Raw genomic sequence first — 26,769 nt, forward strand, 5'->3', positions numbered from 1 at the left:
CTCGTACCGAGAGCACACCAGATGCCGTGTGCAGGTCAAGCCGGTTTCTCGTCACCCGGGCATGCGAAAAGGGCGCCCTCCGCACCGGAGAGCGCCCCAAACGGCCGGTTGCTACGGCACCTTGACCCACTGCGCCTTGCTCGGCGTGCCCCGGTCGTCCGTCACGAACACCATGTACCAGCCCGCCTGGACCAGGTTCCGGTTCTTGGGCATGGTCACCGTCAGCTTGTCGCCGGACGCCTTGAAGTCCAGCGCGATGGACCGCTGGTCGACGTCCGTGACGTGCGTGGCGGCGCTCGGGCGGATCAGCCGGACCTTCTGGATCTTCGCCGCGTCCGACGAGGTGAAGGTCCCCGTCCCGCCGCGCTCGATGGTCTGCGGCCCACCGGACAGCGAGGGCTGGTCCCCGTCGCCGTAGAGGTACGGCGGCGTGTAGATCTCGATGCGCTGCTCGAACTTGCCCGGCTTGGTGTTGGCCTTGTCGCCGTACAGCGAGTCCGAGCCGAAGAACATCACGCGGCCGTCGGGCAGCAGGATCGACCCGGAGTGGTAGTTGCGGCCCACCAGTGGGTCGGCGACCCGCCGGAGCTCGTTCTTCTCCGTGTCGTAGAGGCGCGCTTCGAAGATGTTGGAGTCGCTGCGGCCCCGGTAGTCCTCCGAGCCGCCGGAGATCAGCACGCTGTCGTCGGGCAGGATCGAGGCGTTCGGGTAGCGCGTGCCCTTGTCCAGGGACGGGCCGTCCACGAAGCGCGGGTCCGGTTTCTTCAGGTCGACGATCCGGGTCTTCTCGCTGGACTCCTTGGACTCGCCGACGCCACCGCCGCCGATCACCATGTACTTCTCGTCCTGCGCCGGCGGCAGCAGCACCGTGCCGGACGTCTCCATCAGCGTGGGGTCGCTCAGGCCGGGGACCTTGGTGAACTTGTTGGAGTCCACGTCCCAGACGCCCGGGTCACGGCCCACGTCGTCCGGCCCGTAGCCCGCGTTGGAGCCCGAGTAGAAGATCTTGCCGTTCTGCATGAGGAACAGCGCCGGGTAGGTCGGGAACTGCCGGACCTTGTCGGTGTAGGTCCACTTCTTGGTCTTCGGGTCGAAGACCTCGTTCTTGCCCGGGACGAGCTGGCCGATGTCGTCGAGGCCGGAGACGCTGAGGATCTTCCCGTCGCTCAGGGTGGTGAGCGTCGGGTACCAGCGGGCCTCCTTCATCGGGTCGACCTTGATGTACTTCTCGGCCACGGGATCGAACTCGAAGGCGTCCCGGATCCCCTGGAAGTCCTTCTTGTCGAGGGCAAGCTTCTGCGCGATGCCGTAGGTGTTGCGGGCGTCGGCGCCCTCCAGGCCGTGCACGCGGTAGTTGTCCTGCGTGCCCGTCTCGTACTTCTGGCCCCGCTTCTGCGCCTCGACGTAGATACGGCCGAGCCCGGGGTCGTTGCGCAGGAACTTGCCGGTCGCCTTGTCGAAGACCTTCTTGGCGCGCGGCACGAGCACCGGGTCCTTCGAGACGAAGGTCTTGCCGTTCTCCTTGCCGGTGAACTTGGTGCCCGCGGGCAGCGTGATCGGCTTGTCCGGGTTCTCGTTGTGGACGATCATCAGGCCGCCGGCCTTGGTGACGTCACCCTTGAGCTTCTCGTACCGCTTGGTGCCGCCCGCGATCAGCAGGTTGCCGTTGGCGAGCTGCGTGTGGCCGGTGCAGAACAGGTCGCTGGGCGTGGGGACCTTCTTGATGGTGCCCTTGACCGGGTCCCAGATCCGGGTGTCGAACCTCTTCGCGTCGAAGTTGTCCTGGTTGTTGCCCGACCCCGCGACGAGCAGCACCTTGCCGGTGCGCAGCAGCGCCGCGTGGATCGTGTTCTGCCGGTACTCCTCGGGAAACTCGATGATCTCCCACTTGCCGTTGGCGGCCTTGTACTCCGGCTGGTTGATCTTGTACTGGTGGTATTTCTCGGTGCTGAAGCGGTAGAGCCACGGCCCGTTCATCCCGGCCAGCGCGAGTACCACCGCCGTGCCGATCGCGAGTCGACGGGCCCGGCGGCGGCCTGCACGGTCGTTCATCAGTTGCCTCCGAGGAGACCCCCGCCTTCAGGCGGGGGAGGAATCGGACTCCTGCGGAGCAGGGCAGGGTGCTGTGATTCGCCGCCAGGGCGAATCGCAGTGCTCTGACTCGCAGGTTTTTACCTGTGAGAACGCTAGTTTGTGAGCGTGTCCACGACGTGCGTGAAGCGGGCGTTCAAGTACCGCTTCTATCCGACCGATGTGCAGGCAGCCGAGCTGTCGCGCACGTTCGGCTGCGTGCGGAAGGTCTACAACATGGCGCTCGCGGCCCGCACCGAAGCGTGGGCGCGTCAGGAACGGGTGAACTACAACCAGACCTCGGCCCTGCTGACGGCGTGGAAGAAGACCGAGGAACTGGCCTACCTCAACGATGTGTCGTCGGTGCCGTTGCAGCAGTGCCTGCGGCACCTGCAGACGGCGTTCACGAACTTCTTCGGCAAGCGGGCGAAGTACCCGCGCTTCAAGTCGCGGAAGAAGTCGCGCAGGTCCGCCGAGTACACCACGTCCGGTTTCCGCTTCCGCGAGGGGAAGCTGACCCTGGCGAAGATGACGGAACCGCTGGACATCGTGTGGTCGCGTCCGCTCCCCCAGGGGGCGACGCCGTCCACGGTGACCGTCTCCCAGGACGCGGCCGGACGCTGGTTCGTCTCCCTCCTGGTGGAGGACCCCGGTGTCAAGCCGCTCCCGGCCGCCGATACGGCCATCGGCGTGGATGTCGGCCTGGACCACCTGCTGACCCTCTCCACCGGTGAGAAGATCACAAACCCCCGGCACGAGCGCCGCGACCGCGCCCGCCTGGCCAAAGCCCAGCGGGAACTGTCCCGCAAGACCAAGGGGTCCAACAACCGGGCCAAGGCCCGCAGGAAGGTCGCGAAGATCCACGCGAGGATCGCCGGCCGGCGCCGTGACCACCTGCACAAACTGACCACCCGGCTCGTGCGTGAAAACCAAACGCTCGTGATCGAGGACCTGACCGTGCGCACCATGGTCAGGAACCGGAGCCTGGCCCGCGCCATCTCGGATGCCGCCTGGGCCGAGTTCCGAAGCCTTCTGGAGTACAAGGCCGCCTGGTACGGGCGGGAAGTGATCGCGGTAGACCGCTTCTTCCCCTCGTCCAGGCTGTGCTCCCACTGCGGTGTCTTGCAGGACAAGATGCCGCTGCACGTCCGTACCTGGACGTGCGGCAGCTGTGGTACGACCCACGACCGGGACGTGAACGCGGCGAAGAACCTTCTGGCCGCCGGGCTGGCGGTGACAGTCTGTGGAGCCGGTGTAAGACCTCAACGGAGCACTCCGGGCGGGCAGTCGGCGACGAAGCAGAAACCCTCACAGCGCAAGCCGTGAGAATCCCCCTCCTTCAGGAGGGGGAGAAGTCAATCCTTACGTCCCCCAAGTCCACCAAGGGCGATCTGCATGGTCTGGTCGGTTCCCCCGACCTCCCCGTCGCCGCCAGGGGCGGCGGCCCAACTGGGCTTGCTCTGCGGGGCGTGCGGCGCCTGCTGCTGCGGGATCGGCAGCGGCTGCGTCCGGTGCGGCCCCGCGGGGTCCTGAGGCTGCTCCACGGCAGGCGTGGCGGGCTTCTTCGCGTCCTGCCGCAGCTGCCAGCGCCAGGCGAAGATCGGCGAGGCGGTGATCAGCAGCGCGAACGTGGCCCAGATGATCATCGCGGGGTGGGAGTTCCCGAAGACGAAACCGGCCGTGATCGAGGCAGCGAAGATCAGGATGAAGTACCAGTGGTACCGGAAGGTCCCGAACCAGCGGTCCGGGCTCGCGGAGTCGCCCTTGGGGGTGACCACGAACTTGCTCTTGCGCCGCAGCACGGAGTCGATCAGCGCCTTGGCGTACAGCGGCGCCGACAGCGCGGACATCACCATGCCGGCCACACCGCCGGAGCCCTCCGGCTCGTGCGGCGAGACGTTGTGCCGGCGGTTCCAGACGTACAGGCCGATCTGGAGGGCGGAGGCGTTGCCGTAGAGCATCAGCCAGACCGCCGGGTCGATGTTCACACCCGAGGCGCCCAGGCCCAGGAACAGCGCACAACTCAGCGCCGCCAGGATCCAGTTCAGGGCCGACATCGGGTAGAAGATGATCATCATCGTGTAGTTGAAGAGCTTGCTCGGCGGCAGCGAGTACCAGCCCTTCCAGTACTGCCCGATGATCGTCTCGTACGTCCCTCGCGACCAGCGCATCTGCTGGGTGAAGAAGTCCGTCCAGGCGCTCGGGCCCTCACCGACGGCGAGCACGTCCGGCGTGTACACCGAGCGCCACTTGCGGCCCGTGGCCGGGTTCTTGTGGCGGTGCATCTCGAAGCCGGTCGCCATGTCCTCGGTGATCGAGTCGTACAGGCCGCCGATCTGCTTCAGCGCCTTGATGCGCACGGCGTTGGAGGTGCCGACGAACATCGGGGAGCCGTAGCGGTTGCCCGCGCGCTGGATCAGCGCGTGGAACAGGAACTGCTGCGATTCGGCGGCCTTGGTGATGGGGTTGTCGTAGTTGCCGTAGACCTGCGGGCCGATGACGAAGCCGACGTCCGGGTCGCGGAAGAAGCCGAGCATCCGCTCCAGGTAGTTGGGCAGCGGCACGTGGTCGGTGTCGACCGAGGCGAAGAAGTCGTAGTCGTCGCCGTGGGCTTCGAGCCAGGCGTTGTAGTTGCCGTGCTTGGTCTTGGCGCGGTGCGGGCCCTTGGCCTGGTTCCACTTCGCGACGCCCTTGCGGGAGAAGTGGTGCACGCCGAGGCGCTCGCAGACCGCCTTCACCTCGGGGTCGTCGCCCTCGTCGAGCAGCCACACGTGCATGAGGCCCCGGTGGCGGATCTTCACCGCGGCCTCCAGCGTCTTCGTCACCATCTCCAGCGGCTCCTTGCCGGGCACGAAGGAGGTGAGGAAGGCCACTCTCGTGCCGGTCTCGGGCACCACCGGGATCGGGTCGCGGGCGACCAGCGTGGCGTGCGCGTTCGACAGCACGTTCATGCAGCGGAAGAACTCGATCAGGCCGATCGAGACGAGCATCACCACGTCGAGCGCGGGCAGCCAGTCGAAGGCCGGGTAGTCGCGCTCGGTCCAGTGCTCGGGCTGGAGCAGCCAGAACAGCAGCACCAGCGAGAGCACCGGCGCGGCGGCCAGCATCAGGGCGACCCTGATGCGGTGCGGCTCCTGCGAGATGAGCGAGCGGTACTGCACCCGGTACGGCTTGCCCGGATCGGGCTGGGTGAGGGGGCCCGCGAGCCGGCTGTAGTGCTCGTAGTCGTATCTCGGCAGCGTCTTCTTGATCCGCCGGAATGCCCCCGTGGTGCTCATCCGATGCGCCGGCACTCTGAGCTGGGTGGTCTGGGACGGGTCGTGGTCCTGCTGCCGGGCGCCCGTCGGCCTCGACGTCATGAGTCATCCCCCCACACGCGGAACAGCCGCGTGTTTCGTCGCTTCCTACCGCCTGCGACAGGTCCCCCTCGACCTTCACAGACGTATCAGTGGTGGGTCGCTGTCACCACGTCATCCACACCTTATAGACACGGCAACGCGACCTTCCGGTTGCATGATGCCCCCCACGGCATCGCTTCATGAACGAGGCCCCTACCCCCGCCCAGCCCGCAACCGGCTCTGAATCCCCCCAACTGCCGCGAAACCGCAGCATCTTGAAAAACCAGAAAACCAGGGTTCTACGGCTTTCATCATGATCGCAAGATGCGAAACGCGGTGTTTACCGGTCATACGCGTTCATTGTGGCGGGTGTGGGGACCCTGTGGAGCCGTTGTGGACAGGCGGGCGCGGATGTTGCCGAAGTGCTCTCTTATGGCCTCCTCCGCCCGCATCGAGTCGCCGGACCGCACCGCGTCGAGGATCTCCCGGTGCTGCCGGCAGGTCACCTTCGGGTCCTGCGGCTCGCCCCCGAGGTCCGTGCGGACCCGGTGGAAGGCGTCCCAGAAGGCCTCCAGGACCTCGCTCAGCAGCACGTTGTCCAGCCCCCGGTAGAGGGTGGCGTGGAAGGCCCGGTCGGTCTCGGCGAGACCGGCTCCCCGGGCGGCCTGCTCTTCCATACGGTCCACGAGCCCGTCCAGTTCAACGAGGTCCGCCCGCGGTATCCGCCCCGCGAGCCGGGAGACGAGCCCCGTCTCCACGGCCTCCCTGAGTTCGAGCAGCTGGAGCAGGGAGTCCTCGCCCCGGTAGTGCCCGGCGACCGTGCGGAAGGCGAGGCCCTCGATCATCGGCGCGAGCGACATCGGGCCGACGTACGTCCCGAAGCCGTGCCGGATCTCGACGATGCCCATCGCCTGGAGCGCCTTCAGCGCCTCCCGCACCGAGTTCCGGCTCGCGCCGAGGTACTCCATCAGCTCGGGCTCGGTCGGCAGCGGGGCCCCGGAGGCCAGCCGGCGGTCGATGATGAGCTTCTTGATCCGCTCCTGGAGGTCTCGCGCTGCCATGGCGAGAGGGTATCCGGCCAATCACGCGGTGGGCCGGGTTCCGGCCAGAGAGGGCCCGGGGATCCCCGGGCAGCACAGAAGGCCCCTCGCTTCCGCGAGAGGCCTTCCGGTCGGTGCGATTGCGCCGCGCCGGGCTTCTGGTCCCGGGCCGCCGTGACGCCGAGTAAAGGGGGTGTGGGTGGCGGAGCCCCCACAACGCGCGGCGGAGCCGCGCAGGAACGACGATGGCGGCTCGGTTCGCGTTTTCTGCGAACACAAGCCGCCACCGGCATCGTGCGCCGCCAGGGACTCGAACCCCGGACCCGCTGATTAAGAGTCAGCTGCTCTAACCAACTGAGCTAGCGGCGCGCGCTGACGTCGTAACTCTACAGGACGTGCGGAGGTGCTCCCGACCACCGGCCAGGGCCCGGGCGACCCCACTGTAGGACCCCCGCGTACATCATTCGGACCGTCAGCATGCGCGTCCCGAAGACAGTTGCGAAACTGACGACGCGCGCCCGGACGTGCACGGGCAGCGCATTTTCCGCCGGAAGTGTGAGGGGAATCGCATGGAGTCTCCGGTATTCGAGGAATTCGACCCCGCGAGCGGCTGCGACTGCCCCGGCTGCGTCCACTGGCGCCGCGTCCTGCCGCATTCCCCGGCCGGCCGCACCACCGCCCACCCGGCCGCCCACCGGGCCCTCGCCCTGGCCGCGGTGGCCTCCACCGCACTCGGCGCGAGCCATGCCGCACCGGCCGCCGCCACCCCGCACGCACCTCACCGCCAGGGCGTTTCCGCAGGTGAGGAGCCCGACACCCCACAGGGCAGCAAGGCCCCGCTGCACGGCCCCGGCGGCCGTCCGGCAAGGCCCTCCACCGCTCTCAAACCCACCGCGATCACTCGCGCGGAGATCATCAACCGGGCCAAGACCTGGGTCGCCGCGAAAGTGCCGTACAGCATGACCGCGTACTGGTCCGACGGTTACCGGCAGGACTGCTCCGGCTATGTCTCGATGGCCTGGCAGCTGCCCCGGAACGAATGGACGGGCACGCTCGCCCAGTACGCGGAGCGGATTTCCAAGGAGGAACTCCAGCCGGGCGACATTCTGCTGTTCCACAATGAGGCCGACCCCGAGAAAGGCTCGCACGTCACCCTTTTCGGCGGCTGGACGGACTACACGCACAGCTACTACATCGCCTACGAGCAGACCCGCCCGCACACCCGCCGCCAGTCGACCCCGTACGCCTACTGGAGCGACTCCGACCAGTACGTCCCCTACCGCTACAAGGGCGTCAGCCCGGAGGAGCCGGAACCCGGACCGGACAGCGGGAAGCCGGGCGCCCCGGCCGCCACGCCGTACCCGGGAGCGGCGTATTTCGGCCCCGGGGCGCACAACAAGTACGTCACGCTGCTCGGCCGCATGCTCGTCGCGCGCGGGGCCGGCGCCTCCTACGCCTCCGGCCCGGGCCCGCGCTGGACGGACGCGGACCGGCGGGCGACCCAGGCCTTCCAGCTGGCCCAGGGCTGGACGGGCGCGGACGCGGACGGCCTGCCCGGACCGCGCACCTGGGAGCTGCTCGTCACCGGCAAGGGCAAGGACGTGAAGGACGGGGTGGTCGGACCCCCGCCCGCCTCGCACGGCGTGCCCGGCTACCCGGGCCGGGCGATGTTCCGGCCCGGCGCCCGCAACACGTACGTCACCCAGCTCGGGAGGCAGCTGGTGCGCAAGGGGTTCGGCCGGTTCTACACCGTCGGGCCGGGGCCGCGCTGGGGCGAGGCGGACCGGCGGGCCGTCGAGGCGTTCCAGCGCACCCAGGGCTGGCGGGGCGGCGCGGCCGACGGCTACCCGGGGCCGGAGACCTGGCGCCGGCTCTTCTCGTGAGGCCCTTCCCCAGGGCCCTGCACCACCCCGGTACCGGGGACCACCGTTGTGACGCATCTGGCGCGGAGGCTGGAGGCACGCATGAGTACGACCACTTCCCACACGTCCGAGCCCGACGGACCGGCCGAGGGGCCGGCCCGGCCCGCCCGGCTCATCCAGAACGAGGCCACCACCGAGATCCCCGTCCACCTGCTGTTCCGCGACGACCCGGACCCGGCGCCGGTACCGCTGAAACCCGCGGTGGTGGGCCGCCGGCACGGCACGGGGGAGCAGCCGCGCCTCAGGCGCCCGGCGGCCGGGGCGCCGCGCCCGGTGCCGCAGGTCGACCCCGAGCTGGTGGAGCGGCCCGCGCGGGTGCTGCCCGGAGCGGCGGGTGTGCTGGCCGGGGCGTGCGGGGCGGCCGGCTGCCTGGCCACCTCGTGGTGGGCCGGGGTGCTGCCGCCGCTCGTGCTGGAGGCGCTGCGGCTGCCCGCCCAGGCCGGGGCCGGGCTCGGTCCCGCGCAGTGGGCGGCGTACGCGGGGGCCGGGGCGCTCGGTCTGTTCGGGTTCGGCGGGCTGGCCCGGGGCCGGACCGGGCGGGCCTGGGTGCTGGACCTCTTCGGCCGCTACCGGGGCACCGTCCGGCGCTCCGGCCTGCTGTGGGTCAACCCGCTGCTGCTGCGGCGCCGGGTGGACGTGCGGCTGCGGCACTGGCGCAGCGAGCCCGTGCCCGCGGCCGACGGAGGCGGGGTCGCGCTGCGGGTGGTCGTCCTGGTGGTGTGGCGGGTGCGGGACACCGCGCGGGCCACGCTGGGGGTGGAGGACCACGAGACGTATCTGCGTGAGTGCGTCGAGGCGGCACTGGCCCGGGTGCCGGTGGAGATGCCGGGCGGGGCGAAGGGCGCCGGGGACGCGGCGGCCGAGGCGCTGACCCGGCTGGTGGCGGCTGACGCTGCACCGGTCGGCCTGGAGGTGTTCTCGGTGCAGCCGGTCCGGGTGGAGTACGCGCCCGAGGTCGCCGCCGCGATGCACCGCCGCCGGATCGCCGCGCTGGACGCCCAGCACCGGGCGAGCGTGCTCACCTCGGTCGTGGACTCGGTGGAGGACACGGTGACCCGGCTGACCATGCGGGGGCTGGTCGAGCTCGACGACTACGAGCGGAAGGTGCTGGTGAAGGACCTGACGGTGGCGTTCTGCGCCGGCCGGGGAGAAACAGCTCCGTGATTGGTATGGACATGTTCAACTAACGCTCCTACTCTCAGACTTGGTCTAGACCTACCTGTACAGCTCACTGAACCTCCCCCACGTTCTCCAGGAGCGGCAGCATGCGCACAAGGACCAAGTTGTCCGCAGCCGCGGTGGGACTGGCCACGACCGGAGCCCTCGTACTCTCCTCCGGCGGCGCCAGCGGCCACGGCTACACCGACCTCCCCATCAGCCGGCAGAAGCTCTGCCAGAACGGCACCGTGACCAACTGCGGCCAGATCCAATGGGAGCCGCAGAGCGTCGAGGGCCCGAAGGGCTTCCCCGCCTCCGGCCCGGCCGACGGGCAGATATGCAACGCCGGACTCGGCCAGTTCAGCCAGCTCAGCGCACCGCGCACCCCGTCCGGCGGCGCCTGGCCCGCCACCAAGGTGACGGGTGGCCAGAACTACACCTTCCGCTGGCAGTTCACGGCCATGCACGCCACGACCGACTTCAAGTACTACGTCACCAAGCCGGGCTGGAACCAGAACCACAACCTGTCCCGGTCCGACCTCAACCTCACGCCGTTCTTCACGGTGCCGTACAACGGGCAGCGCCCGCCGTCGACCCTCTCCCACACCGGCAGGCTGCCGTCCGGGCTCAGCGGCCGGCACGTCATCGTCGCGGTGTGGACGATCGCCGACACGGCCAACGCGTTCTACGCCTGCTCGGACGTCACCTTCTGAACCTCTGAGGTTCTCTTGAGTCACCGGTGCGGCCGGCGTGGGTAGGTTCCTCCCACGCTGGCCGCACCGGGCCGGCGCATCGACTTCGGGGGATGCGCGATGGATGTGATCTTCTACGTCGTGCCCGGCCTGATCATGGCCCTGGCGGTCTTCATGGCCTACCGCGTGGTCCGCCGCTGGCTGCAGATCCGGGGCGCCTGGAACAGCGGCCTGACGGCCGAGGCCCGGTGCCTGCGGGCGTTCACGACGGTGAGCGGCGGACACGGCGACACGTCCGTGCGGACCACGCTCCACCACGTCTACGAGTTCATCGCCCACGACGGCCGGGTCATCCGCTTCGAGGAGGACGGCGGTCCCGCGACGACCGTGGAGGGCGACTACGTCACGGTCCACTACACCGACGGCCGCCAGGTCGTGGCCACGGCCCAGCCGCCGAGCCGGGTGAAGCAGGCCATGACCACCGTCGGCATCCTGGCCTTCCTCGGCGTGGTCGTCGTCTTCTGCGCCGGCTTCGTCGCCGCGTACGGCCAGACCTTCGGGCCGTACGACGACTTCGTCTTCAGTGTCGACAGCGGGACGTCCGCGGCGCCGTGACCCTCCCTACCTGACGGCATGTCAACTAGCGTGCGCGCCCATGGACTCCAGGGCGAGCACGGTCGCGGAACTCGTAGCCGCCCGGTGGGGCGACCACCGGCCGGGGCTGTGGTGCGAGGAGCTGGTGCTGACCCACCACGAGGTGGCGGCGGGCGCGGCGGCCCGGGCGGCACTACTGGCCGACCTGCTGCCCCCGGCCGCCGAACCGCACCTCGGCGTCCTGCTCGACAACACGCCCGAGTTCCCCCTTTGGTTGGGCGCGGCGGCCCTGGCCGGGGCGGCGGTCGCCGGCATCAACCCCACTCGCCGTGGTGCCGAACTCGCCCGCGACATCCTGCACACCGAGTGCCGGATCCTGGTCACCGAGCGGGCCCACCTGCCGTTGCTCAAGGGCCTGGACCTGCCCGGCGTACGCCTGCTGGTGACGGACGCGGCGGAGTACGCCGACCTCCTCGCCCCCTACGCGGACGCCCGGCCGGACGGCTCCCGCGCCACCCCGCGCGACCGCTTCCTGCTCTACTTCACCTCCGGCTCGACCGGCGCTCCCAAGGCCGCGCTCTGCTCCCAGGGGCGACTGGCCGCGGCCGGGCACGCGCTGGCCGGGCAGTTCTCCCTGGGCCCGGACGACGTCCACTACCTGTGCATGCCGATGTTCCACGGCAACGCGGTGATCGCCGACTGGGCGCCCGCGCTGGTGACGGGCGCGCCCGTGGCGCAGCGCCGCCGCTTCTCGGCGTCCCGTTTCCTGCCGGACGTGCGCCGGTACGGGGCGACGTACTTCACCTACGTACTTCACCTACGTCGGCCGGGCGATCCAGTACGTCCTGGCCACCGAGCCGGGCCCCGACGACCGGGACAACCCTCTCCGTCTGGGTTTCGGGACGGAGGCGGGTGCGGTGGACGCGGTGGCCTTCGAGCGCCGCTTCGGGGTGCGGCTGGTGGAGGGGTACGGATCGTCGGAGGGCGGGGCGGCCGTCCAGTGGTCGCCGGGTACGCCGCCGGGGGCGGTCGGCCGGGCGGCGCCCGGGCTGGTCGTCCTCGACCCGGAGACCCGCGAGGAGTGTCCGCCGGCCCGTTTCGACGGGGCGGGGCGGCTGCTCAACGGGGACGAGGCGATCGGCGAGCTGGTCAACCAGGGCCCCAGCCCCTTCGAGGGCTACTGGCGCAATCCGGCGGCGGAGGCGGAGCGGCGCAAGGACGGCTGGTACTGGACGGGCGACCTCTTCTACCGGGACACCGACGGCTACCTCTACTTCGCCGGCCGCACCGACGACCGCCTCCGCGTCGACGGCGAGAACCTGGCCGCCGCGATGATCGAGAACATCCTCGCCCGCTACGAGGGAGCCGCGGCCGTCGCCGTTTACGCGGTGCCGGACCCCGTGACCGGTGACCAGGTCATGGCCACGATCGCCGGATCGTTCGATCCGGAGGACTTCGCGGCGTTCCTGCTCGCGCAGCCCGACCTGGGGACGAAGATGGCGCCCCGCTTCGTGCGGGTGGTGGACCGGATGCCGGTCACCGCGACGAACAAGATCCACCGGGCGGCCTTACGGAGGCAGGGTTTCCGGTGCGCGGACCCGGTGTGGTGGCGACCGCCGGGCGCGGCCGCGTACCGGCCGCTGACCAGGGAAGACGTCGAAGGGCCCCTTGCTCCCACAAGAGGCCCTTCAAAGGTGCGCCGCCAGGGACTCGAACCCCGGACCCGCTGATTAAGAGTCAGCTGCTCTAACCAACTGAGCTAGCGGCGCATGACTCCCGCCGACCGCCGAGAACCGTGTTCCGCGGTGGGCGACGCAGAAAATAATACCTGGTGCCGAGGGGTGCTCCGGACCACCCGGAAGTGCGCTAGATCGCCATGGACAGCAGGACCGGTGCCGCGTTGCGGTTGAGGGCGTCCGCGGCCTGGCGCAGGCGGTGGGCGTGCTCGACCGGGAGGGACAGGGCCAGGCAGCCGACGGAGGAGCCGGCCGTGATGGGGACGGCCGCGCAGACCGTGCCGACCGCGTACTCCTGGAGGTCCAGGACGGGCACGGTGGGCGGCTGGGCCTCCAGGCGGGAGAGCAGCAGCCGGTCGCTGGTGATGGTGCGCGAGGTGAGGCGGGCCATCTTGTGCCGGGCGAGGTGGTCGCGGCGGCCGGCGTGGTCGAGCTGGGTGAGCAGGCTCTTGCCGATGGCGGTCGCGTGGGCCGAGGAGCGGAAGTCGACCCACTCGTTGACCTTGGGGGTGGCCGGGCTGTCCGCGTACTGGGTGACGCTGATCTCGCCGTCGACGTAGCGGCTCATATAGACGGCGGCGCCGACCGAGTCGCGCAGCGCCTCGAGGGTGTGCTGGAGCTTGTCGCGCAGGGCCTGCTCGCGGTGGTGGGCGGAGCCGAGGCGGGCCAGGGTCTCGCCCGCGACGTACGCGCCGTCGGCGATCTGCTCGACGTAGCCCTCGCGGCGCAGCATGCGCAGCAGTGCGGTCAGCCGCTCCGGTCCGATGCCGGTGCGCCGGGCGAGCTCGGCGTCGGTGATGCCGGAACTGTCTCGCGCCACCGTCTCCAGGACGCGCAGGGCTTCCTGGGCCGAGTGGTGCGGGGTGATGGGCGGCTCGTGCTTCAGCGCCACGGTGGTCTCCCCTGCGCTTGCTCTGAGGGCCGTAATCCGGTCAGTGAACCTTTCTCAGGTTAACCGTCAAAGGGCCCGCAGGGAGCGGGGGTTGACAAGATTCCCGGTCTCCCGGACTGGGGCATTGACCCTCTGGCATATGCCAGAAGCATGCCCCAGTCCGACGACCCGACATTCCGCCTGGTCACGTCCCGTAATCAGAGGACCGCGCTGAGAAACTCCCGGGTCCGGTCCTTCTCCGGCTCGCTGAAGATCTTCTCCGGCGGGCCCGCCTCGATGATCCGCCCCGAGTCGAACATCAGTACCTGGTCGGAGATGTCCCGGGCGAAGTTCATCTCGTGGGTCACGCAGAGCATGGTGATGTCGGTGGAGCGGGCGATGTCCCTGAGCACATCGAGGACGCCCGCGACCAGCTCCGGGTCGAGCGCGGAGGTCACCTCGTCCAGGAGCAGCACCTGCGGCCGCATCGCCAGGGCCCGGGCGATCGCCACCCGCTGCTGCTGCCCGCCGGACAGCTGCGCCGGGTGCTTGTCGAGGTGGTCGGTCAGCCCGACCAGCTCCAGCAGCTCGCGCGCCCGCTCCTCGGCGGCGTCCTTGGACATGCCGAGGACCGTGACCGGGGCCTCGGTGATGTTGCGCAGGACCGTCATGTTCGGGAACAGGTTGAACTGCTGGAACACCATCCCGATCTTCTTGCGGACCTCGCGCACCTGCTTCTCGGGCGCCGGGAACAGCCGCTCCCCGTCCACGGTGATCGTGCCCTCGTCGGGCTTGGTCAGCGTCATCAGCAGCCGGAGGATCGTGGTCTTGCCGGATCCGGACGGGCCGATCAGCGTGACGTGCTTGCCGGCGTCCACGGAGAAGTCCAGGTGGTCCAGGACCGTGTGGTCCCCGAACCGCTTGGTGACCTGCTCCAGCCGGATCAGCTCGCCGCTGCTCCTGGTGGGGTTCTTCTCGGGGTTGGGGAGAGTGTCAGTGGGCAAGGCGTCGCTCCAGGGCTCGCAGGGCAAGGGAGGCCAGATAGGAAATGACGATGAAGGCCACGCCGATCACCGTCAGCGGCTCGGTGAACTGGAAGTGCTCCTGCGAGAACAGGCGCGCGTGGCCGAGCATCTCCAGCACGGAGATCGCCATCAGCATCGGCGTGTCCTTGAGCATCGCGATGACGTAGTTGCCGAGCGCGGGCACCACCCGGCGCACCGCCTGCGGCAGGATCACCGCGGACCACGTCCGGCGCAGCGGCAGGTTCAGCGCCGTCGCCGCCTCCCACTGGCCGGCCGGCACGGCCTCGATGCCGGCGCGGTAGACCTGCATCGTGTAGGTCGAGTAGTGCAGCCCGATCGCGAAGACGCCCGTGGCGAGCGCCGAGAAGGTCAGGCCCCACTCGGGCAGCACGTAGTAGAGGAAGAACAGCTGCACGAGCAGCGGGGTGTTGCGGACGAACTCCGTGACGGCGCCGACCGGCCAGGTCACCCACCGGGACGGCGACCGCATCAGCAGCGCCCACACCAGTCCCAGCACGAAGGAGATCAGCGAGCCGAGCACCAGGATCTGGAGGGTGACCAGCAGGCCCTCCCAGAAGTCCGGCATGAAGTCGGAGACCGCGCTCCAGTCCCAGTTCATCGGACCGCCTCCACCACGACCGGCTCAGGCGCCCGGGTCTTGTCGGCGGGCTTCTTGCCGACCCCCGCCTTGAGCTTCTTCTCCAGACCGCGCATGACCCGGGTGAGCAGGAAGGCGATCACGAAGTAGACGATCAGGATGTACGTGTAGATCTCCGCGCTCTCCTGGAGCGCCAGCCGTACGAGGTTGCCGCTGAACGCCAGGTCGCCCATGCCCATGATCGACACCAGGGCGGTGCCCTTGAGCAGTTCGATCAGCAGGTTGGAGAACGGCGGGATCATCTCCGGCACGGCCTGCGGCAGCAGGATCAGCTTCATCCGCTGCCAGGGCGTGAAGCTGAGGGCGATCCCGCCCTCCTTCTGCGCCGGGTCGACCGCGTTCAGCGCGCCGCGCACGATCTCGGAGCCGTACGCCCCGTAGGTCAGGCCCAGCGCCAGCGTGCCCGCCCACAGCGGCACCAGCTGCCAGCCGAAGGCCGGGGGCAGCACGAAGAACACCCAGAAGATCATCACCAGCGCCGAGGTCCCGCGGAACACCTCGGTGTAGAGGCCCGCGAGGAAGCGGACGATCCACAACCGGTGGGTGCGCGCGACGCCGACGACGAAGGAGACCGCCGCGGCCAGCAGCGAGCTGCACACGAGCAGCTGGATCGTGACCCAGACGCCCTTGAGTACCAGTTCCCAGAGTCCCGAGGTCATCCGCCGCAGAGCTCCTTCGCGGTCAGATCCGTCATCTCGGCCTCGGTGAAACCGAACGGCTTGAGGATGCGGAAGAGTTCGCCGCTCTTCTTGAGCCCCCGCAGCTCCACGTTGAAGGCGTCCCGCAGGTTCGTCTCGGTCGGCCGGAACGCGAAGGCGCCGCCGTCGACGTGCGGTTTGCCGTCCACGAGCGGCTTGAACGGCTCGGTGGCCTCCGCCTGGGCGGACTTCTTCACCACCTCGCGCACGGTGAGCGCCGTACCGGCGAACACGTCGACGCGCCCCGCCTCCACGGCGTTCAGCCCCGCCACCTGGTCCGGGACGATGAGGATGTCGCTCTCCTTGTACCCCGCCTCGACGGCGTACTGGATCTCGGCGTATCCGGTCCCGGTGGCGAACTTCGCCTTCTTCTCGACGACGTCCCGGTAGTCGCGCAGCCCCTTCGGGTTGCCCTTGCGGACGATGAACGAGTCGAGCATCTGGTAGTCCGGGTCGGAGAAGATGACCTGCTCGCAGCGCTCGGGGTTGACGTACATCCCGGCGGCCACGACGTCGAACTGCTGGGAGTTCAGGCCCGGGATGAGCGAGCCGAACTCGGTCGGCACGGGCTGCACCCGGTCGACGCCGAGGCGCTTGAAGATCACCTTGGCCAGCTCCGGTGCCTCACCGGTCAGCTCGCCGTTCTTGTCGATGAAGCCGAACGGGATCTCGCCGGCGATGCCGAGCCGGACGACGCCCGCCGCCCGGAGCCGGTCGAGGAGGTCGCCGCCCTTGACGTCCGAGGCGGTGGCGACCCGGCTGCATCCGGCGGCGCCCACTGCGCCGAGCGCCGCGACCCCCGCGAGCAGCGACCGGCGTGTGGGCCCGGATATGGCCTGGGGTAGGGGTTCGGGTTTTCTCGATGGGCTTCTGCGTGGTGGAGCCATGGGCGCGCGGCTACCCGACCGCATGCGAGTTATGCCGATCTTTTCAAGCCCCGCACTCTCCCCCTGCGCCCTTGACCGCGGGGGCGGCGGGCACTCCCATGGAGGGCATGAGTGATCGCTATATCGAAGTCTCGCTGGTCAAGCGCGACGTGACCTGTAAGGCCAGGCTGCTGGACGACCGCGCGCCGATCACCTGCGCGGCCGTCTGGGACTCCCTTCCGCTGGCCGGTGACGTCTACCACGCGAAGTACGCACGCAACGAGATCTACGCCCTTTTCCCGCCCTTCGCCGAAACCGAACCACCCCTGGAAAACCCGACCATCACCCCCATCCCCGGCGATCTGTGTTATTTCACCTTCGCCGGGGCGGAGTTGGGAACCAAGGCGTACGGCTACGACCGCGAGGTCCGCGCCGGGACCACCCTCGTCGACCTGGCCCTGTTCTACGAGCGCAACAACCTGCTGCTGAACGGCGATGTCGGCTGGGTCCCCGGCATCGTCTGGGGCCAGGTCGTCGAGGGCCTGGACGCCATGGCGGAGGCGTGCAACGACCTGTGGCGGTCGGGAGCGGCGGGGGAGACGCTCAGCTTCCGGCGGGCGTAGGCCGGCCGGCCGTCGCCACCCCGGCCTCGTACAGCGCGTGCGCCGCCCGCAGCACCAGATCGTCCCGGTGCCGGGCGGCCACGAGCTGGAGACCGACCGGCAGCCCGTCCCCGTCGGCGCCGACCGGCACACTCGCCGCGGGCTGCTGCGTCATGTTGAACGGGTACGTGAACGGGGTCCAGCCCGTCCAGCGCCGATGGCCGGATCCCTTCGGCACCTCGGCGCCCGCCTCGAACGCCGTGATCGGCAGGGTCGGCGTGACGAGCAGGTCGTACGTGTCGTGGAAGCGGCCCATCCGGCGCCCCAGGTCCATCCGGACGTCCACCGCGGCCAGATAGTCCAGCGCCGAGTAGCGGGCGCCTTGTGTGCAGATCTCGCGCAGGCCCGGGTCCAGCAGTTCCCGCTGCTTCGGTCCCAGATGCTGGGTCACCCGCGCCGCCCCGCTGAACCACAGGGTGTGGAAGGCCTCCACCGGGTCGGTGAGATCCGGGTCGGTCTCCGTGACGTACGCGCCGAGTTCCGCCAGCCGCTCCACCGCCCGCCGTACCGCCGTCGCCACCGCCGGCTGCACCGCCACCTGCCCGCCCAGCGACGGCGAGTACGCCACCCGCAGGCCGCGCACCCCGCCCGCCAGGCCCTCCGCGTACGCCCCGGGCGGCGGGGCGAGCGCCGACCAGTCGCGCGAGTCCGGGTGGCCGATGACGTCCATCAGCAGCGCCGCGTCCGCCGCGTCCCGCGTCATCGGCCCGACATGCGCCAGCGTGCCGAACGCGCTCGCCGGGTAGAGCGGCACCCGCCCGTACGTCGGCTTCAGCGCGAAGATGCCGCAGAACGACGCAGGGATACGCACACTGCCGCCGCCGTCCGTGCCCAGCGACAGCGGTCCCGCGCCGAGCGCCACGGCCGCCGCGCCGCCCCCGCTCGACCCGCCCGCGGTGCGCGACGGGTCCCACGGGTTGCGGGTCACGCCGCTGAGCGGCGAGTCCGTCACGCCCTTCCAGCCGTACTCGGGGGTCGTCGTCTTGCCGATGAAGACCGCCCCGTGCTCCCGCAGCCGGGCCACGGACGGGGCGTCCTCGTCCCAGCGCCCCGCCGGGTCCACGGCCTTCGAGCCGCGCAGGGTCGGCGCCCCGCGCAGCAGCAGGATGTCCTTGACGGTGACCGGCACCCCGTCCAGCAGCCCGAGTGGCTCACCGCGCCGCCATCGCTCCTCAGACGCCCGGGCCCGCTCCAGCGCGTCCTCGGCGGTCAGCCGGACGAAGGCGTTCACCTCCGGCTGGATCGCCTCGGCCCGCTCCAGCGCCGCCCGCGTCGCCTCCACGGGGCTCCACTCGCCCTTGCGGTAACTGTCGAGGAGCCGTACGGCGGTCAGCTCGGTGAGCTCGGTCATCCACCCTCCCAGGAACGTCAGTGGCCCGGTACATACCCACGCTGCTTGTCGACCACGTTCACCAGCGGCTTGCCGGCCTCCCACAGCTCGTACAGCTCCACGAACTGGGCGCCGAGGTCGTCCCGCCAGCCGATCGTGTCGCCGCTCATGTGGGGCGACACGATCAGGCCCGGGACCTGCCACAGCGGGCTGTCGGGGGTCAGGGGCTCGGTCTCGAAGACGTCCAGCGCGGCGCCCGCGATCCCGTGCCCGGCCAGGGCCTCGGCGAGGGCGTCCTCGACGACGAGCCGGCCGCGTCCGATGTTGACGAACCGGGCGGACGGCTGCATCACGCCGAAGCGGCGGGCGTCGAACATGCCGTGCGTCTGCTCCGTGAGCGGTGCGGCGGCGATCACCCAGTCGGCGCGGGACAGCAGCCGGTCGAGGTCCTCCGGGCCGTGCACGCCGGCGCGCGGGGCGCGGCCGACCAGCGCGGTGGTGATGCCCAGCGCCCCCAGCGTGCGGGCGATCGCCCGGCCGATGGGCCCGGAGCCGACCACGACGGCCCGGCTCCCGGCGACCTTGTGCGACTCGCGGTGGAGCCAGGTCCGCTCCCGCTGGAGCTCCAGCGTCCGCGGCAGGTCCTTGGCCATGGCAAGCACGAGCGCGGCGACGTACTCGGCGATCGGCTGGTCGAAGATGCCGCGCGCGTTCGTCACCACCGTGTCGGAGGCGGCCAGTTCCGGGCACATCAGGTGATCCACACCGGCGCTCGCCGTGTGCACCCAGCGGGGCCGGGGCCCCTCGCCCGGCCAGGCGTCCCGCACGGCGCGCGAGGTGAAGTCCCACACCAGCAGTACATCCGCACGCGGGAGGCGCTCGGCGAGCCCCGCCGCGTCGGTGTGTTCGATACGGACGCGGCCGGTGAGGCGGCCGAGGCGGGGGAGGGGTTCGGCGTCCAGGACGAGCAGGGTGGGGGTGGGCATGAGCAGCCGTTTCTCCAGCCGATCGGCGGGGCCGGCCTGCCGTGGGGAGGCGGCCGGTGACGACGAGTTAACACGGTGTTGACCAAGGAATGATCCGGGCGGATTGACCACGCTCGCACCCGAACCTACCGTCGTCAACACGGGCGTTCCCACGATCCGTTGCACACTCGTTGCCCAACGTGAGGCCGGTGCCTGCCATGGACGTCTCATTTCTCGGCGGGCCCAGCCCGCAGCGCGGGGTCGGCGTCGTCGCCCCCTTCGACTTCGCACTCGACCGCGAACTGTGGCGCTGGGTGCCGGACGGGGTCTCCCTGCACATGACGCGAACGCCGTATGTGCCGGTCGAGGTGAGCCTCGATCTCGCCCGGCTGGTCAGCGAGCACGAGACGCTGAGCGAGGCGGTCCGCACGCTCAACGCGATCGCCCCCGAGGTCATCGCCTACGCCTGTACGTCGGGCAGCTTCGTCGGCGGTGTCATGGGCGAGCGCGCGATGTGCGAGGCGATGAGCCGGGCCGGTGCCGTACCGGCGATCACCACCTCGGGCGCGCTGCTGGAGGCCCTGGTGGAGCTGGACGTACGGCGGGTCGCGCTGGTGACGCCGTACACGGTCTCGGTCACGCAGGCGCTGGAGGCCTATGTGGCCCAGGCGGGCGTCACGATCTCCGGGTGCGCCTTCATGGGCCTGACCCGGCACATCTGGAAGGTGCCCTACCGGGAGGTCGTGGACATGGCGCGCCAGGCCGTCCGCGGGGACGCCGACGCGCTGTTCATCAGCTGCACCAACCTGCCCACCTACGACGTGATCCCCCAGCTGGAGGCGGAGCTGCGCATCCCGGTGATCTCGGCCAACCAAGTGACGATGTGGGCTGCGCTGCGCCGACTGGGTACCCGTGCGGTGGGACCGTATCAAGCGCTGATCAATCCGGCGGCGCGGTCCGGTCCCGTACCGCCGGGGGCGGACCCCGGTCCCGTCGTGCCGGAAGAAGAGCAGCAGCAGGAAGGCTGGACATGACAGCACTGGGATTCCTCTACCCGGGACACTCCGCCGAGGACGACTATCCGCGCATCGAGCAGTTGCTGGGCAGCGACATCCGGGTGGACCTGGTGCACACCGACATCGGTGAGGACGCGCACCGGGTGGACGCGCTGCTGGAGATGGGCTCGGCCGGGCGGCTCGCGGCGGGCGTCCAGGAACTGCGGCACGCCGGCGCGGAGGCGGTCGTCTGGGCCTGCACGAGCGGCAGCTTCGTCTACGGCTGGGACGGCGCGCAGGAGCAGGTCCGCACGCTGGCGCAGACGGCCGGCATGCCGGCCTCCTCCACGTCCTTCGCGTTCGTGCACGCGGTACGGGAGCTGGGCGTGCGGCGCGTCGCGATCGGCGCCACGTACCCGGAGGACGTGGCGCGGCTCTTCGCGGAGTTCCTGCGCTCGGACGGCGTCGAGGTCGTGTCGGTCAAGAGCTCCGGCATCATCACGGCGGCCGAGGTCGGCACGTGGGGCGAGGCGGAACTCCTCGCCCTGGCCCGGAACTCCGACCACCCCGACGCCCAGGCGCTCCTCCTGCCCGACACGGCCCTGCACACGGCGGCCCACATCCCGACGCTGGAGAAGGAACTCGGCAAGCCGATCCTCACGGCCAACCAGGTCACGGTCTGGGAGGCCCTGCGCCTGGCGGACCGCCGGGTGAACGCACCGGAGCTAGGGGCGCTGTTCACGAGGGAGCCGATCGTCCAGGTGTGAGCCGGGCCCGTCCGGGCCGGCGTGGCACCGGCTCGGCGGGCCTCATGCCCTGCGTTCGGGCGGCGGCGGCGGGACGGCGGGCCGTTCCCGGCGCGGCCGGTACAGGACGGAGGGGAAGGCGAAGCCGAAGACTCCGCCTGCGACGGCCCCGACCAGCGTGACCAGCGGAAGGTCCCAGCCGACGCCGGAGTCGAACAGTTCCTGCGGCGACTCCAAGGTGCCCTCCGGAGAACCGGTGAAAAAACGCAGTGCCCTCGAACGTGCCTTCCATGGGGGCCGGAATCGGTCCTACCACTTATCCGGGGCAAATCGGGACGCAACCCCTCTCCCGCCCCGCCCGGAGCTGAGGAACGCTCAACTCCGCCGCCCCACGCAGCCCTTGGGTTGACCGAAAGCGCGTTCCCCTTCTGTTGTCCATCCCGTGCACACTGGCCACATCCGCAGCCAGTCGTGCCGTGAAGGACTCCCCGATGGCCGAACCGCGCCCGTTCAGATCCCCCGTAAGCGCTGTCCAGCTCTCCGCCCGTCTGCTGTGCTGGAGCCTGGCCGCGGCCATGATCAGCGCCGCTGCGGACGCCTTCCTCGATCCGCGGGCCGATTGGTGGGGTGTCGTGTGGCCCCTGCCCTGGTGGCTCTTCGGCGCGGCCGCCCTCGCCTGGACCGTCCTCCGGGCCCGCGAGAAGGCCGACCGCCCGCCCCCGCACGGCATCGCCCGGAGCGACTGGGAGCAGGCCGCCTGACGGCCCCGGTCGCAGCTGCCCGGGAATAACCGGAGACAGTCCCCTGTTAGAGCCGGGACGACAGCACACGGCCCACAGCAGGAGGCACCCCACCGTGGCGGCAGACGAGATACGCGGCGCAGCACAGGGCAGCGCCCCCGTCCCCCTCTCCGTACTGGACCTGGTCACCGTGGGGGCCGGCCGCACCGCCTCCGGCGCGCTGCGCACCAGCGTCGACCTGGCCCGCCTCGCGGAGCACCGCGGCTTCCACCGCTACTGGGTCGCCGAGCACCACTCCATGCCGGGCGTGGCCTCCTCGTCCCCGGCCGTGATCCTGGCCCACCTCGCCGCCCACACCGACCGCATCCGGCTCGGCTCGGGCGGCGTGATGCTGCCCAACCACGCCCCGCTCGTGATCGCCGAGCAGTTCGGGACGCTGGAGGCGATGGCCCCGGGCCGGATCGACCTCGGCCTCGGCCGGGCCCCCGGCACGGACGGTGCCACGGCCGCCGCCCTGCGCCGCACCGACCGGCTGGGCGAGGGCGCCGACGACTTCCCGCAGCAGCTCGCCGAGCTGATCCGCTTCCTCGACGACGACTTCCCCGACGGGCACCCCTACCGCCGCATCCACGCCGTACCGGGCCCGATCCAGGCGACCAGCCCCGGCGGCGTCCAGTCCCCGCACCGCCCGCCCGTCTGGCTGCTCGGCTCCTCCGGCTTCAGCGCCCGCCTCGCCGGCGCCCTGGGGCTGCCGTTCGCCTTCGCCCACCACTTCTCGGCGCGGAACACCATCCCGGCCCTGGACCTGTACCGCGAGTCCTTCCAGCCGTCCGCCGTGCTCGACGCGCCGTACGCCCTCATCGGCGTCTCCGCGCTCGCCGCCGACGAGGAGCAGGAGGCCCGCAGGCAGGTGTTGGCCGCCGCCCTCAGCATGGTCCGGCTGCGCACCGGCCGCCCCGGCCTCGTGCCCACCCCCGAAGAGGCCGAGGCCTACGAGTTCAGCCCCATGGAGCGCGACTTCGTCGACTCCTGGAACGCGGGCGTCATCCACGGCACCCCGGACGAGGTCCGCTCCGGCCTGGACGACCTCGCCAAGCGCACCGGCGCCGACGAGCTGATGATCACGGCCAACGCGCACGGCGGAGACGTCCGCGTACGCTCCTACGAACTCATCGCCGACGCCTACGGGTTGCCGACGCCCGCCTGAACACCCGGCGTGCCCAGCAGCTCGGAGATACGATCCGGCGGCACCGGACGGGAGTACAGCCAGCCCTGTCCGGTGTCGCAGCCGATGCTCCGCAGCCGCGTGGCCTGCGCCGAGGTCTCCACGCACTCCGCGGTGACCGTCAGGCCCAGCCGGTGCGCCAGCTGGATCATCGCCTCGACGACGACCTCGTCGGCCGGGTTCGCCCGGGCGGCCGCGTCCCGGTCGTCGTACTGGAAGCCCCGTACGAAGGACCCGTCCAGTTTCAGCACCGACACCGGCAGCCGGCTCAGGTAGGCCAGGTTCGAATAGCCCGTGCCGAAGTCGTCGATGGCGATGCGGACGCCCATGTCGCTGAGGGCCTTGAGCGCCTGCAACGGCCGGCCCGCCGAGCCCATCACCGCCGACTCCGTCAGCTCCAGTTGGAGCAGATGCGGCGCGAGACCCGTCTCGGCCAGGGTCTCGGCCACGTCCGCCACCAGGTCCGAGTCCCAGACCTGACGCACCGCCACGTTCACGCTGACGAAGATCGGCGGCTCGTCGGGGTGGTCCAGCTGCCAGCGCCGGGCCTGCCGGCAGGCCGTGCGCAGCACCCAGCGGCCCAGCGGAACGATCGAACCGTCCTCCTCCGCAAGTCCGATGAACCGATTCGGCGTCAGTACGCCGAACTGAGGATGATTCCAGCGGATGAGCGCCTCGACCCCGTGCAGCCGGTCGTCCTCCATGCCGACCAGCGGCTGGTACTCCAGCTGGAACTCGCCCCGGTCGATGGCCGGGCGGAGCGTGGAGGCGAGGGCCTGGCGGGTCATGCGGTGGGCGTTGCGCTCCGGGTCGAACAGCGTCCAGCGGGCCTTGCCGTCGGCCTTCGCCCAGTACAGCGTCGTGTCCGCCGCCTGCATCAGGGCGGTCGGGGTCGTCCCGGCCGCGTGCCGCTCGACCACGCCGATCGACGCCGACACCGACAGCCGCTGGCTCAGGATGTCGAACGGGTCCTGGATCGCCCGCAGCACCGACTCGGCCAGTTCGGCCAGCTGTTCGGTGCCCGTGGAGTCCTCGACGAGCAGCGCGAACTCGTCACCGCCGAGCCGGGCCACCAGCGGGATGCTGGTCCGGGAGTGCCCGGCCTCGTCCGCGCAGCGCGTCAGGCGCTCGGCGACGGCGGCCAGCAGCCGGTCGCCCACGCGGTGGCCGAGGGTGTCGTTGATGGCCTTGAAGCCGTCCAGGTCCAGGTAGCACAGCCCGATCCGGCCCGTGCCGCTCTCCTCGTACGACTCCGCCTCCAGTGCGGCCGACAGGCGCTCGAAGAACAGCGTGCGGTTGGGCAGCCGGGTCACCGGGTCGTGCATCTGCAAGTGCCGCAGCCGGGCCTGGAGTTCGCGGCGGGCGCTGATGTCGGCGACCGACAACAGCACGCCCCGGTCCTCGTCGGGCAGCGGGGCGACCGTCACCTGCACCCACAGCGAGCGCCCGTCCGGGTGCTTCAGGCGGCGCGTGCAGCGCAGCCGGGACTGCCGCCCGCGCAGCACCTCGCGGTAGGCGTGCCAGCTGCGGGCGTCGGACGTGAGGTCGACCAGATCCGCGGCGACGGACCCGGTGAGCTCGTCCGGAGAGCTGCCGAGCAGGGCGGCGAGCGCGTCGTTGGCGCCGACGACCATGCCCTCGCGGTCGACGACGGCCATGGCGAGCGGAGCGGCCGCGAAGACGGAGCGGTAGGGCAGCCGCGGCCAGGGCTCGGTACGGGGAGGCGCATCGATCTCACTCTCTGTGACGACCGGCCGGTCGAGGTCTGCCGCGGGCGCCGGCCCTTCGGAGGTTCCGCTCACCGCTCGCTCCCGCATGTATTCGATCTCTGTCCGTGCAGGAAAGGTCAGGAAAGTGTGCCGATCATAGAGGCTGGCCCGAGGGGCTTCCAGCCGGTGTCCAGTCTTCCCGGCCAGTCCGCGCTTCCGCCAGATCGTTTCTGCGCACGCCTGGACCCCTTCTTCAGGCCCCCGACCAGTTGTGACGTTCCGTGAGTGCTTCGGGGGTGTCGGCTTCCGCGAATTTTCGGCCCTCTCACCCGACTGGTGCAGGCAAACAGGGCGCAGTACGACAAATCGCCAGAGGCTGGGTGCGGTGTCCCGCGAACCGTACCCGGAGGTACCCGTGCCGCGTCAGTTCCCGCGCGCCCGACTGCGCAGCACCGCGGCCCTGTTCACCACCATGTCGGCGCTCGCCGCCACCTCTCTCGGCACCGGCCCCTCGGCAGCCGAGCCCGACTCGGCCGCGCCCTGCGCCCTGACTCGCACCGACGCCCACCACTCGGAGGGCCTGGACACCTGGAACGCCGCCTATCCGCGTCCGGCCCGGTCCCTGGACGCGGTCATGGTCTTCCTGTCCTTCCCGGACGCCCACCCGCTGACCACGCCGCAGGACCTGACCGCCGACCACTTCCCGGCCACCACCCGCTTCTTCGAACGCGCGTCCTACGGCCGCTTCACCCTGCGCCCGCACCCGCTGAAGCACTGGATCCGGATGCCGCAGCCGTCCACCGCGTACGCCATACAGCGTGACTGGAGCCCCGAGCACCGGGCCGCCTACCTGCGCGACGCGCTCGCCGTGGCCGACCCGCAGGTGGACTTCTCGCGCTACGACGTCGTGTACTTCGTCGCCGACCCGGACGCGCCCGGCGTGGACTCCGACGCGACCAAGGTCGTGAACCTCACGAGCCCGATGCGGGCCGACGGCACCGACCTGCGCCGGGTCGTCACGGTGTTCGAGCAGCATCCGCCGGACCGGCTCGTCCTCGCCCACGAGACCGGGCACGTCTTCGATCTTCCCGACCTCTACCACCGGCCCGCCGACGGCAAGGGCGACTGGGACACGCACGTCGGCGACTGGGACCTGATGGGCAGCCAGTTCGGGCTGGCCCCCGATCTGTTCGGCTGGCACAAGTGGAAGCTGGGCTGGCTGGATCCGCGGCAGGTGCGGTGCGTGCAGAACGCCGGGCCCGCCCGGCTGACGCTGGAGCCGCTGGCGGCCGGGCCCGGGGTGCCGGTGGCGGGCGCCGCCGGGGCGCCGGCCTTCGGGCTCGGGCGGGGCACCAAGCTCGCGGTGGTGCGGACGGGGCGCGACAGCGTGCTCGCCTTCGAGGCCCGGGGGCCGGTGGGCAACGACGCGGCCGCGTGCCGGCAGGGGGTGCTTGTGTACCGAGTACGGGGCGGGGCCCAGTCCGGGGGCGGGCCGATCGAGGTGATCGACGCCCATCCGCGCACCGAGGCCTGCTGGGAGGACTCCGTCTACCCACCCCTCGCGGACGCGCCGATCGCCCTCGGGGAGAGCTTCACGGTGCCGGGGGAGGGCGTACGGGTGGAGGTGGAGGGGCGCACGGCTTCGGGGGCCTGGACGATCAAGATCATGGTGGGCCGCTGAAGAGCTTCCGGGTACGCAAAAGGCCCCTCGCTCTCGCGAGGGGCCCTT

Annotated in this window: 23 protein-coding genes, 2 tRNA genes and 1 pseudogene; 12 read left to right on the plus strand and 14 right to left on the minus strand. The window is 70.7% G+C overall.

The features are described 5' to 3' along the window. Positions 1–111: 111 nt before the first annotated feature. Positions 112–2,052 carry a radical copper oxidase GlxA gene (gene glxA / locus IE255_RS00960; protein ID WP_190048156.1) on the minus strand — a complete coding sequence of 647 codons (1,941 nt, stop codon included), beginning with the start codon at positions 2,050–2,052 and terminating at the stop codon, positions 112–114. 141 nt (positions 2,053–2,193) lie between these two features. On the opposite strand from glxA, the gene IE255_RS00965 reads away from it, so the two are divergent. Further along, the gene (locus IE255_RS00965) at positions 2,194–3,396 is read left to right on the plus strand and encodes an RNA-guided endonuclease InsQ/TnpB family protein (RefSeq protein WP_505016478.1); all 1,203 of its coding nucleotides are present in this window, start codon (positions 2,194–2,196) and stop codon (positions 3,394–3,396) included. 29 nt (positions 3,397–3,425) lie between these two features. Here IE255_RS00965 and IE255_RS00970 read toward each other — a convergent pair whose 3' ends face one another. From IE255_RS00970 to IE255_RS00980, 3 genes are all read right to left on the minus strand, one after another. Further along, positions 3,426–5,429 (minus strand): glycosyltransferase family 2 protein, encoded by a 2,004-nt coding sequence (locus IE255_RS00970; protein WP_190048158.1) that lies wholly within the window; start codon positions 5,427–5,429, stop codon positions 3,426–3,428. 326 nt (positions 5,430–5,755) lie between these two features. After that, positions 5,756–6,469 carry a FadR/GntR family transcriptional regulator gene (locus IE255_RS00975; RefSeq protein ID WP_190048159.1) on the minus strand — a complete coding sequence of 238 codons (714 nt, stop codon included), beginning with the start codon at positions 6,467–6,469 and terminating at the stop codon, positions 5,756–5,758. A 274-nt stretch (positions 6,470–6,743) separates the two neighbouring features. Further along, a tRNA-Lys gene (locus tag IE255_RS00980) sits at positions 6,744–6,817 on the minus strand. 200 nt (positions 6,818–7,017) lie between these two features. On the opposite strand from IE255_RS00980, the gene IE255_RS00985 reads away from it, so the two are divergent. The 5 genes and pseudogenes from IE255_RS00985 (at position 7,018) to IE255_RS01005 (ending at position 12,544) form a co-directional block, all read left to right on the plus strand. Beyond that, a complete protein-coding gene (locus IE255_RS00985; protein WP_190048160.1) occupies positions 7,018–8,331 on the plus strand; it encodes a peptidoglycan-binding protein in 1,314 nt (437 codons plus the stop codon). A gap of 81 nt (positions 8,332–8,412) precedes the next feature. After that, complete coding sequence (locus tag IE255_RS00990; protein ID WP_190048161.1) at positions 8,413–9,534, plus strand: SPFH domain-containing protein; 1,122 nt, start codon at positions 8,413–8,415, stop codon at positions 9,532–9,534. Between the two features lie 101 nt (positions 9,535–9,635). Then, complete coding sequence (locus IE255_RS00995) at positions 9,636–10,241, plus strand: lytic polysaccharide monooxygenase auxiliary activity family 9 protein (protein WP_190048162.1); 606 nt, start codon at positions 9,636–9,638, stop codon at positions 10,239–10,241. Between the two features lie 99 nt (positions 10,242–10,340). After that, the gene (locus IE255_RS01000) at positions 10,341–10,835 is read left to right on the plus strand and encodes a hypothetical protein (protein ID WP_190048163.1); all 495 of its coding nucleotides are present in this window, start codon (positions 10,341–10,343) and stop codon (positions 10,833–10,835) included. A gap of 40 nt (positions 10,836–10,875) precedes the next feature. After that, positions 10,876–12,544 (plus strand): annotated as a pseudogene (locus tag IE255_RS01005) (AMP-binding protein). Here IE255_RS01005 and IE255_RS01010 read toward each other — a convergent pair. The 6 genes from IE255_RS01010 to ehuB form a co-directional block, all read right to left on the minus strand. Next, a tRNA-Lys gene (locus IE255_RS01010) sits at positions 12,510–12,583 on the minus strand. The pseudogene IE255_RS01005 and the gene IE255_RS01010 sit on opposite strands and share 35 nt — an antisense overlap. Before the next feature lie 97 nt (positions 12,584–12,680). After that, the gene (locus IE255_RS01015; protein ID WP_190048164.1) at positions 12,681–13,442 is read right to left on the minus strand and encodes an IclR family transcriptional regulator; all 762 of its coding nucleotides are present in this window, start codon (positions 13,440–13,442) and stop codon (positions 12,681–12,683) included. 197 nt (positions 13,443–13,639) lie between these two features. Continuing rightward, on the minus strand, positions 13,640–14,425 hold the full coding sequence (ehuA, locus tag IE255_RS01020; protein WP_190048165.1) for an ectoine/hydroxyectoine ABC transporter ATP-binding protein EhuA: 786 nt from the start codon (positions 14,423–14,425) through the stop codon (positions 13,640–13,642). Further along, on the minus strand, positions 14,415–15,065 hold the full coding sequence (gene ehuD, locus IE255_RS01025) for an ectoine/hydroxyectoine ABC transporter permease subunit EhuD (protein ID WP_190048166.1): 651 nt from the start codon (positions 15,063–15,065) through the stop codon (positions 14,415–14,417). Before ehuD ends, ehuA begins: the two co-directional genes overlap by 11 nt. Further along, positions 15,062–15,763 carry an ectoine/hydroxyectoine ABC transporter permease subunit EhuC gene (gene ehuC / locus IE255_RS01030; protein WP_190048167.1) on the minus strand — a complete coding sequence of 234 codons (702 nt, stop codon included), beginning with the start codon at positions 15,761–15,763 and terminating at the stop codon, positions 15,062–15,064. The genes ehuD and ehuC overlap by 4 nt, the downstream gene beginning before the upstream one ends. Continuing rightward, a complete protein-coding gene (gene ehuB, locus IE255_RS01035) occupies positions 15,760–16,689 on the minus strand; it encodes an ectoine/hydroxyectoine ABC transporter substrate-binding protein EhuB (protein ID WP_190048168.1) in 930 nt (309 codons plus the stop codon). Before ehuB ends, ehuC begins: the two co-directional genes overlap by 4 nt. 107 nt (positions 16,690–16,796) lie before the next feature. Between ehuB and IE255_RS01040 the strand changes: the two genes are divergently transcribed. Beyond that, entirely contained in the window at positions 16,797–17,291 is a 495-nt protein-coding gene (locus IE255_RS01040) for a DUF3830 family protein (protein ID WP_190048169.1), read from the plus strand. On the opposite strand, the gene IE255_RS01045 is transcribed toward IE255_RS01040, so the two are convergent. After that, positions 17,272–18,681, minus strand: a complete 1,410-nt coding sequence (locus tag IE255_RS01045) for an amidase (RefSeq protein WP_190048170.1) — start codon at positions 18,679–18,681, stop codon at positions 17,272–17,274. The two genes, IE255_RS01040 and IE255_RS01045, sit on opposite strands and share 20 nt — an antisense overlap. A 17-nt stretch (positions 18,682–18,698) precedes the next feature. Next, positions 18,699–19,646, minus strand: coding sequence for a D-2-hydroxyacid dehydrogenase (locus IE255_RS01050; protein WP_190048171.1), 948 nt, complete (start codon positions 19,644–19,646; stop codon positions 18,699–18,701). 197 nt (positions 19,647–19,843) lie between these two features. On the opposite strand from IE255_RS01050, the gene IE255_RS01055 reads away from it, so the two are divergent. Together IE255_RS01055 and IE255_RS01060 are read left to right on the plus strand one after the other, a co-directional pair. Next, positions 19,844–20,659, plus strand: a complete 816-nt coding sequence (locus IE255_RS01055; protein WP_190048172.1) for a maleate cis-trans isomerase family protein — start codon at positions 19,844–19,846, stop codon at positions 20,657–20,659. Further along, the gene (locus tag IE255_RS01060; protein ID WP_190048173.1) at positions 20,656–21,387 is read left to right on the plus strand and encodes a maleate cis-trans isomerase family protein; all 732 of its coding nucleotides are present in this window, start codon (positions 20,656–20,658) and stop codon (positions 21,385–21,387) included. The genes IE255_RS01055 and IE255_RS01060 overlap by 4 nt, the downstream gene beginning before the upstream one ends. A gap of 42 nt (positions 21,388–21,429) precedes the next feature. Here IE255_RS01060 and IE255_RS01065 read toward each other — a convergent pair whose 3' ends face one another. Continuing rightward, positions 21,430–21,603, minus strand: coding sequence for a hypothetical protein (locus IE255_RS01065; protein ID WP_190048174.1), 174 nt, complete (start codon positions 21,601–21,603; stop codon positions 21,430–21,432). Between the two features lie 254 nt (positions 21,604–21,857). Here IE255_RS01065 and IE255_RS01070 point away from each other — a divergent pair, with 254 nt between their 5' ends. Next, the gene (locus IE255_RS01070; RefSeq protein ID WP_190048175.1) at positions 21,858–22,127 is read left to right on the plus strand and encodes a hypothetical protein; all 270 of its coding nucleotides are present in this window, start codon (positions 21,858–21,860) and stop codon (positions 22,125–22,127) included. Between the two features lie 94 nt (positions 22,128–22,221). Beyond that, complete coding sequence (locus IE255_RS01075; RefSeq protein WP_190048176.1) at positions 22,222–23,313, plus strand: LLM class flavin-dependent oxidoreductase; 1,092 nt, start codon at positions 22,222–22,224, stop codon at positions 23,311–23,313. Here the strand turns inward: IE255_RS01075 and IE255_RS01080 are convergent. Beyond that, complete coding sequence (locus tag IE255_RS01080; protein ID WP_190048177.1) at positions 23,289–25,148, minus strand: putative bifunctional diguanylate cyclase/phosphodiesterase; 1,860 nt, start codon at positions 25,146–25,148, stop codon at positions 23,289–23,291. The two genes, IE255_RS01075 and IE255_RS01080, sit on opposite strands and share 25 nt — an antisense overlap. A 277-nt stretch (positions 25,149–25,425) precedes the next feature. On the opposite strand from IE255_RS01080, the gene IE255_RS01085 reads away from it, so the two are divergent. Then, positions 25,426–26,721 (plus strand): M6 family metalloprotease domain-containing protein, encoded by a 1,296-nt coding sequence (locus IE255_RS01085; protein ID WP_229906240.1) that lies wholly within the window; start codon positions 25,426–25,428, stop codon positions 26,719–26,721. The last annotated feature ends 48 nt before the right edge of the window (positions 26,722–26,769 follow it).

The sequence above is a fragment of the Streptomyces lomondensis genome, from assembly GCF_014651035.1.
Lineage (GTDB): Bacteria > Actinomycetota > Actinomycetes > Streptomycetales > Streptomycetaceae > Streptomyces > Streptomyces lomondensis.

Excerpts from the sequence above, each read along its gene's own strand:
- glxA (WP_190048156.1), bottom strand. The coding sequence starts at position 2,052 with ATGAACGACCGTGCAGGCCGCCGCCGGGCCCGTCGACTCGCGATCGGC.
- IE255_RS00970 (WP_190048158.1), bottom strand. The coding sequence starts at position 5,429 with ATGACGTCGAGGCCGACGGGCGCCCGGCAGCAGGACCACGACCCGTCC.
- IE255_RS00975 (WP_190048159.1), bottom strand. The coding sequence starts at position 6,469 with ATGGCAGCGCGAGACCTCCAGGAGCGGATCAAGAAGCTCATCATCGAC.
- IE255_RS00985 (WP_190048160.1), top strand. The coding sequence starts at position 7,018 with ATGGAGTCTCCGGTATTCGAGGAATTCGACCCCGCGAGCGGCTGCGAC.
- IE255_RS00990 (WP_190048161.1), top strand. The coding sequence starts at position 8,413 with ATGAGTACGACCACTTCCCACACGTCCGAGCCCGACGGACCGGCCGAG.
- IE255_RS00995 (WP_190048162.1), top strand. The coding sequence starts at position 9,636 with ATGCGCACAAGGACCAAGTTGTCCGCAGCCGCGGTGGGACTGGCCACG.
- IE255_RS01000 (WP_190048163.1), top strand. The coding sequence starts at position 10,341 with ATGGATGTGATCTTCTACGTCGTGCCCGGCCTGATCATGGCCCTGGCG.
- ehuD (WP_190048166.1), bottom strand. The coding sequence starts at position 15,065 with ATGAACTGGGACTGGAGCGCGGTCTCCGACTTCATGCCGGACTTCTGG.
- ehuC (WP_190048167.1), bottom strand. The coding sequence starts at position 15,763 with ATGACCTCGGGACTCTGGGAACTGGTACTCAAGGGCGTCTGGGTCACG.
- ehuB (WP_190048168.1), bottom strand. The coding sequence starts at position 16,689 with ATGGCTCCACCACGCAGAAGCCCATCGAGAAAACCCGAACCCCTACCC.
- IE255_RS01040 (WP_190048169.1), top strand. The coding sequence starts at position 16,797 with ATGAGTGATCGCTATATCGAAGTCTCGCTGGTCAAGCGCGACGTGACC.
- IE255_RS01045 (WP_190048170.1), bottom strand. The coding sequence starts at position 18,681 with ATGACCGAGCTCACCGAGCTGACCGCCGTACGGCTCCTCGACAGTTAC.
- IE255_RS01050 (WP_190048171.1), bottom strand. The coding sequence starts at position 19,646 with ATGCCCACCCCCACCCTGCTCGTCCTGGACGCCGAACCCCTCCCCCGC.
- IE255_RS01055 (WP_190048172.1), top strand. The coding sequence starts at position 19,844 with ATGGACGTCTCATTTCTCGGCGGGCCCAGCCCGCAGCGCGGGGTCGGC.
- IE255_RS01060 (WP_190048173.1), top strand. The coding sequence starts at position 20,656 with ATGACAGCACTGGGATTCCTCTACCCGGGACACTCCGCCGAGGACGAC.
- IE255_RS01070 (WP_190048175.1), top strand. The coding sequence starts at position 21,858 with ATGGCCGAACCGCGCCCGTTCAGATCCCCCGTAAGCGCTGTCCAGCTC.
- IE255_RS01080 (WP_190048177.1), bottom strand. The coding sequence starts at position 25,148 with ATGCGGGAGCGAGCGGTGAGCGGAACCTCCGAAGGGCCGGCGCCCGCG.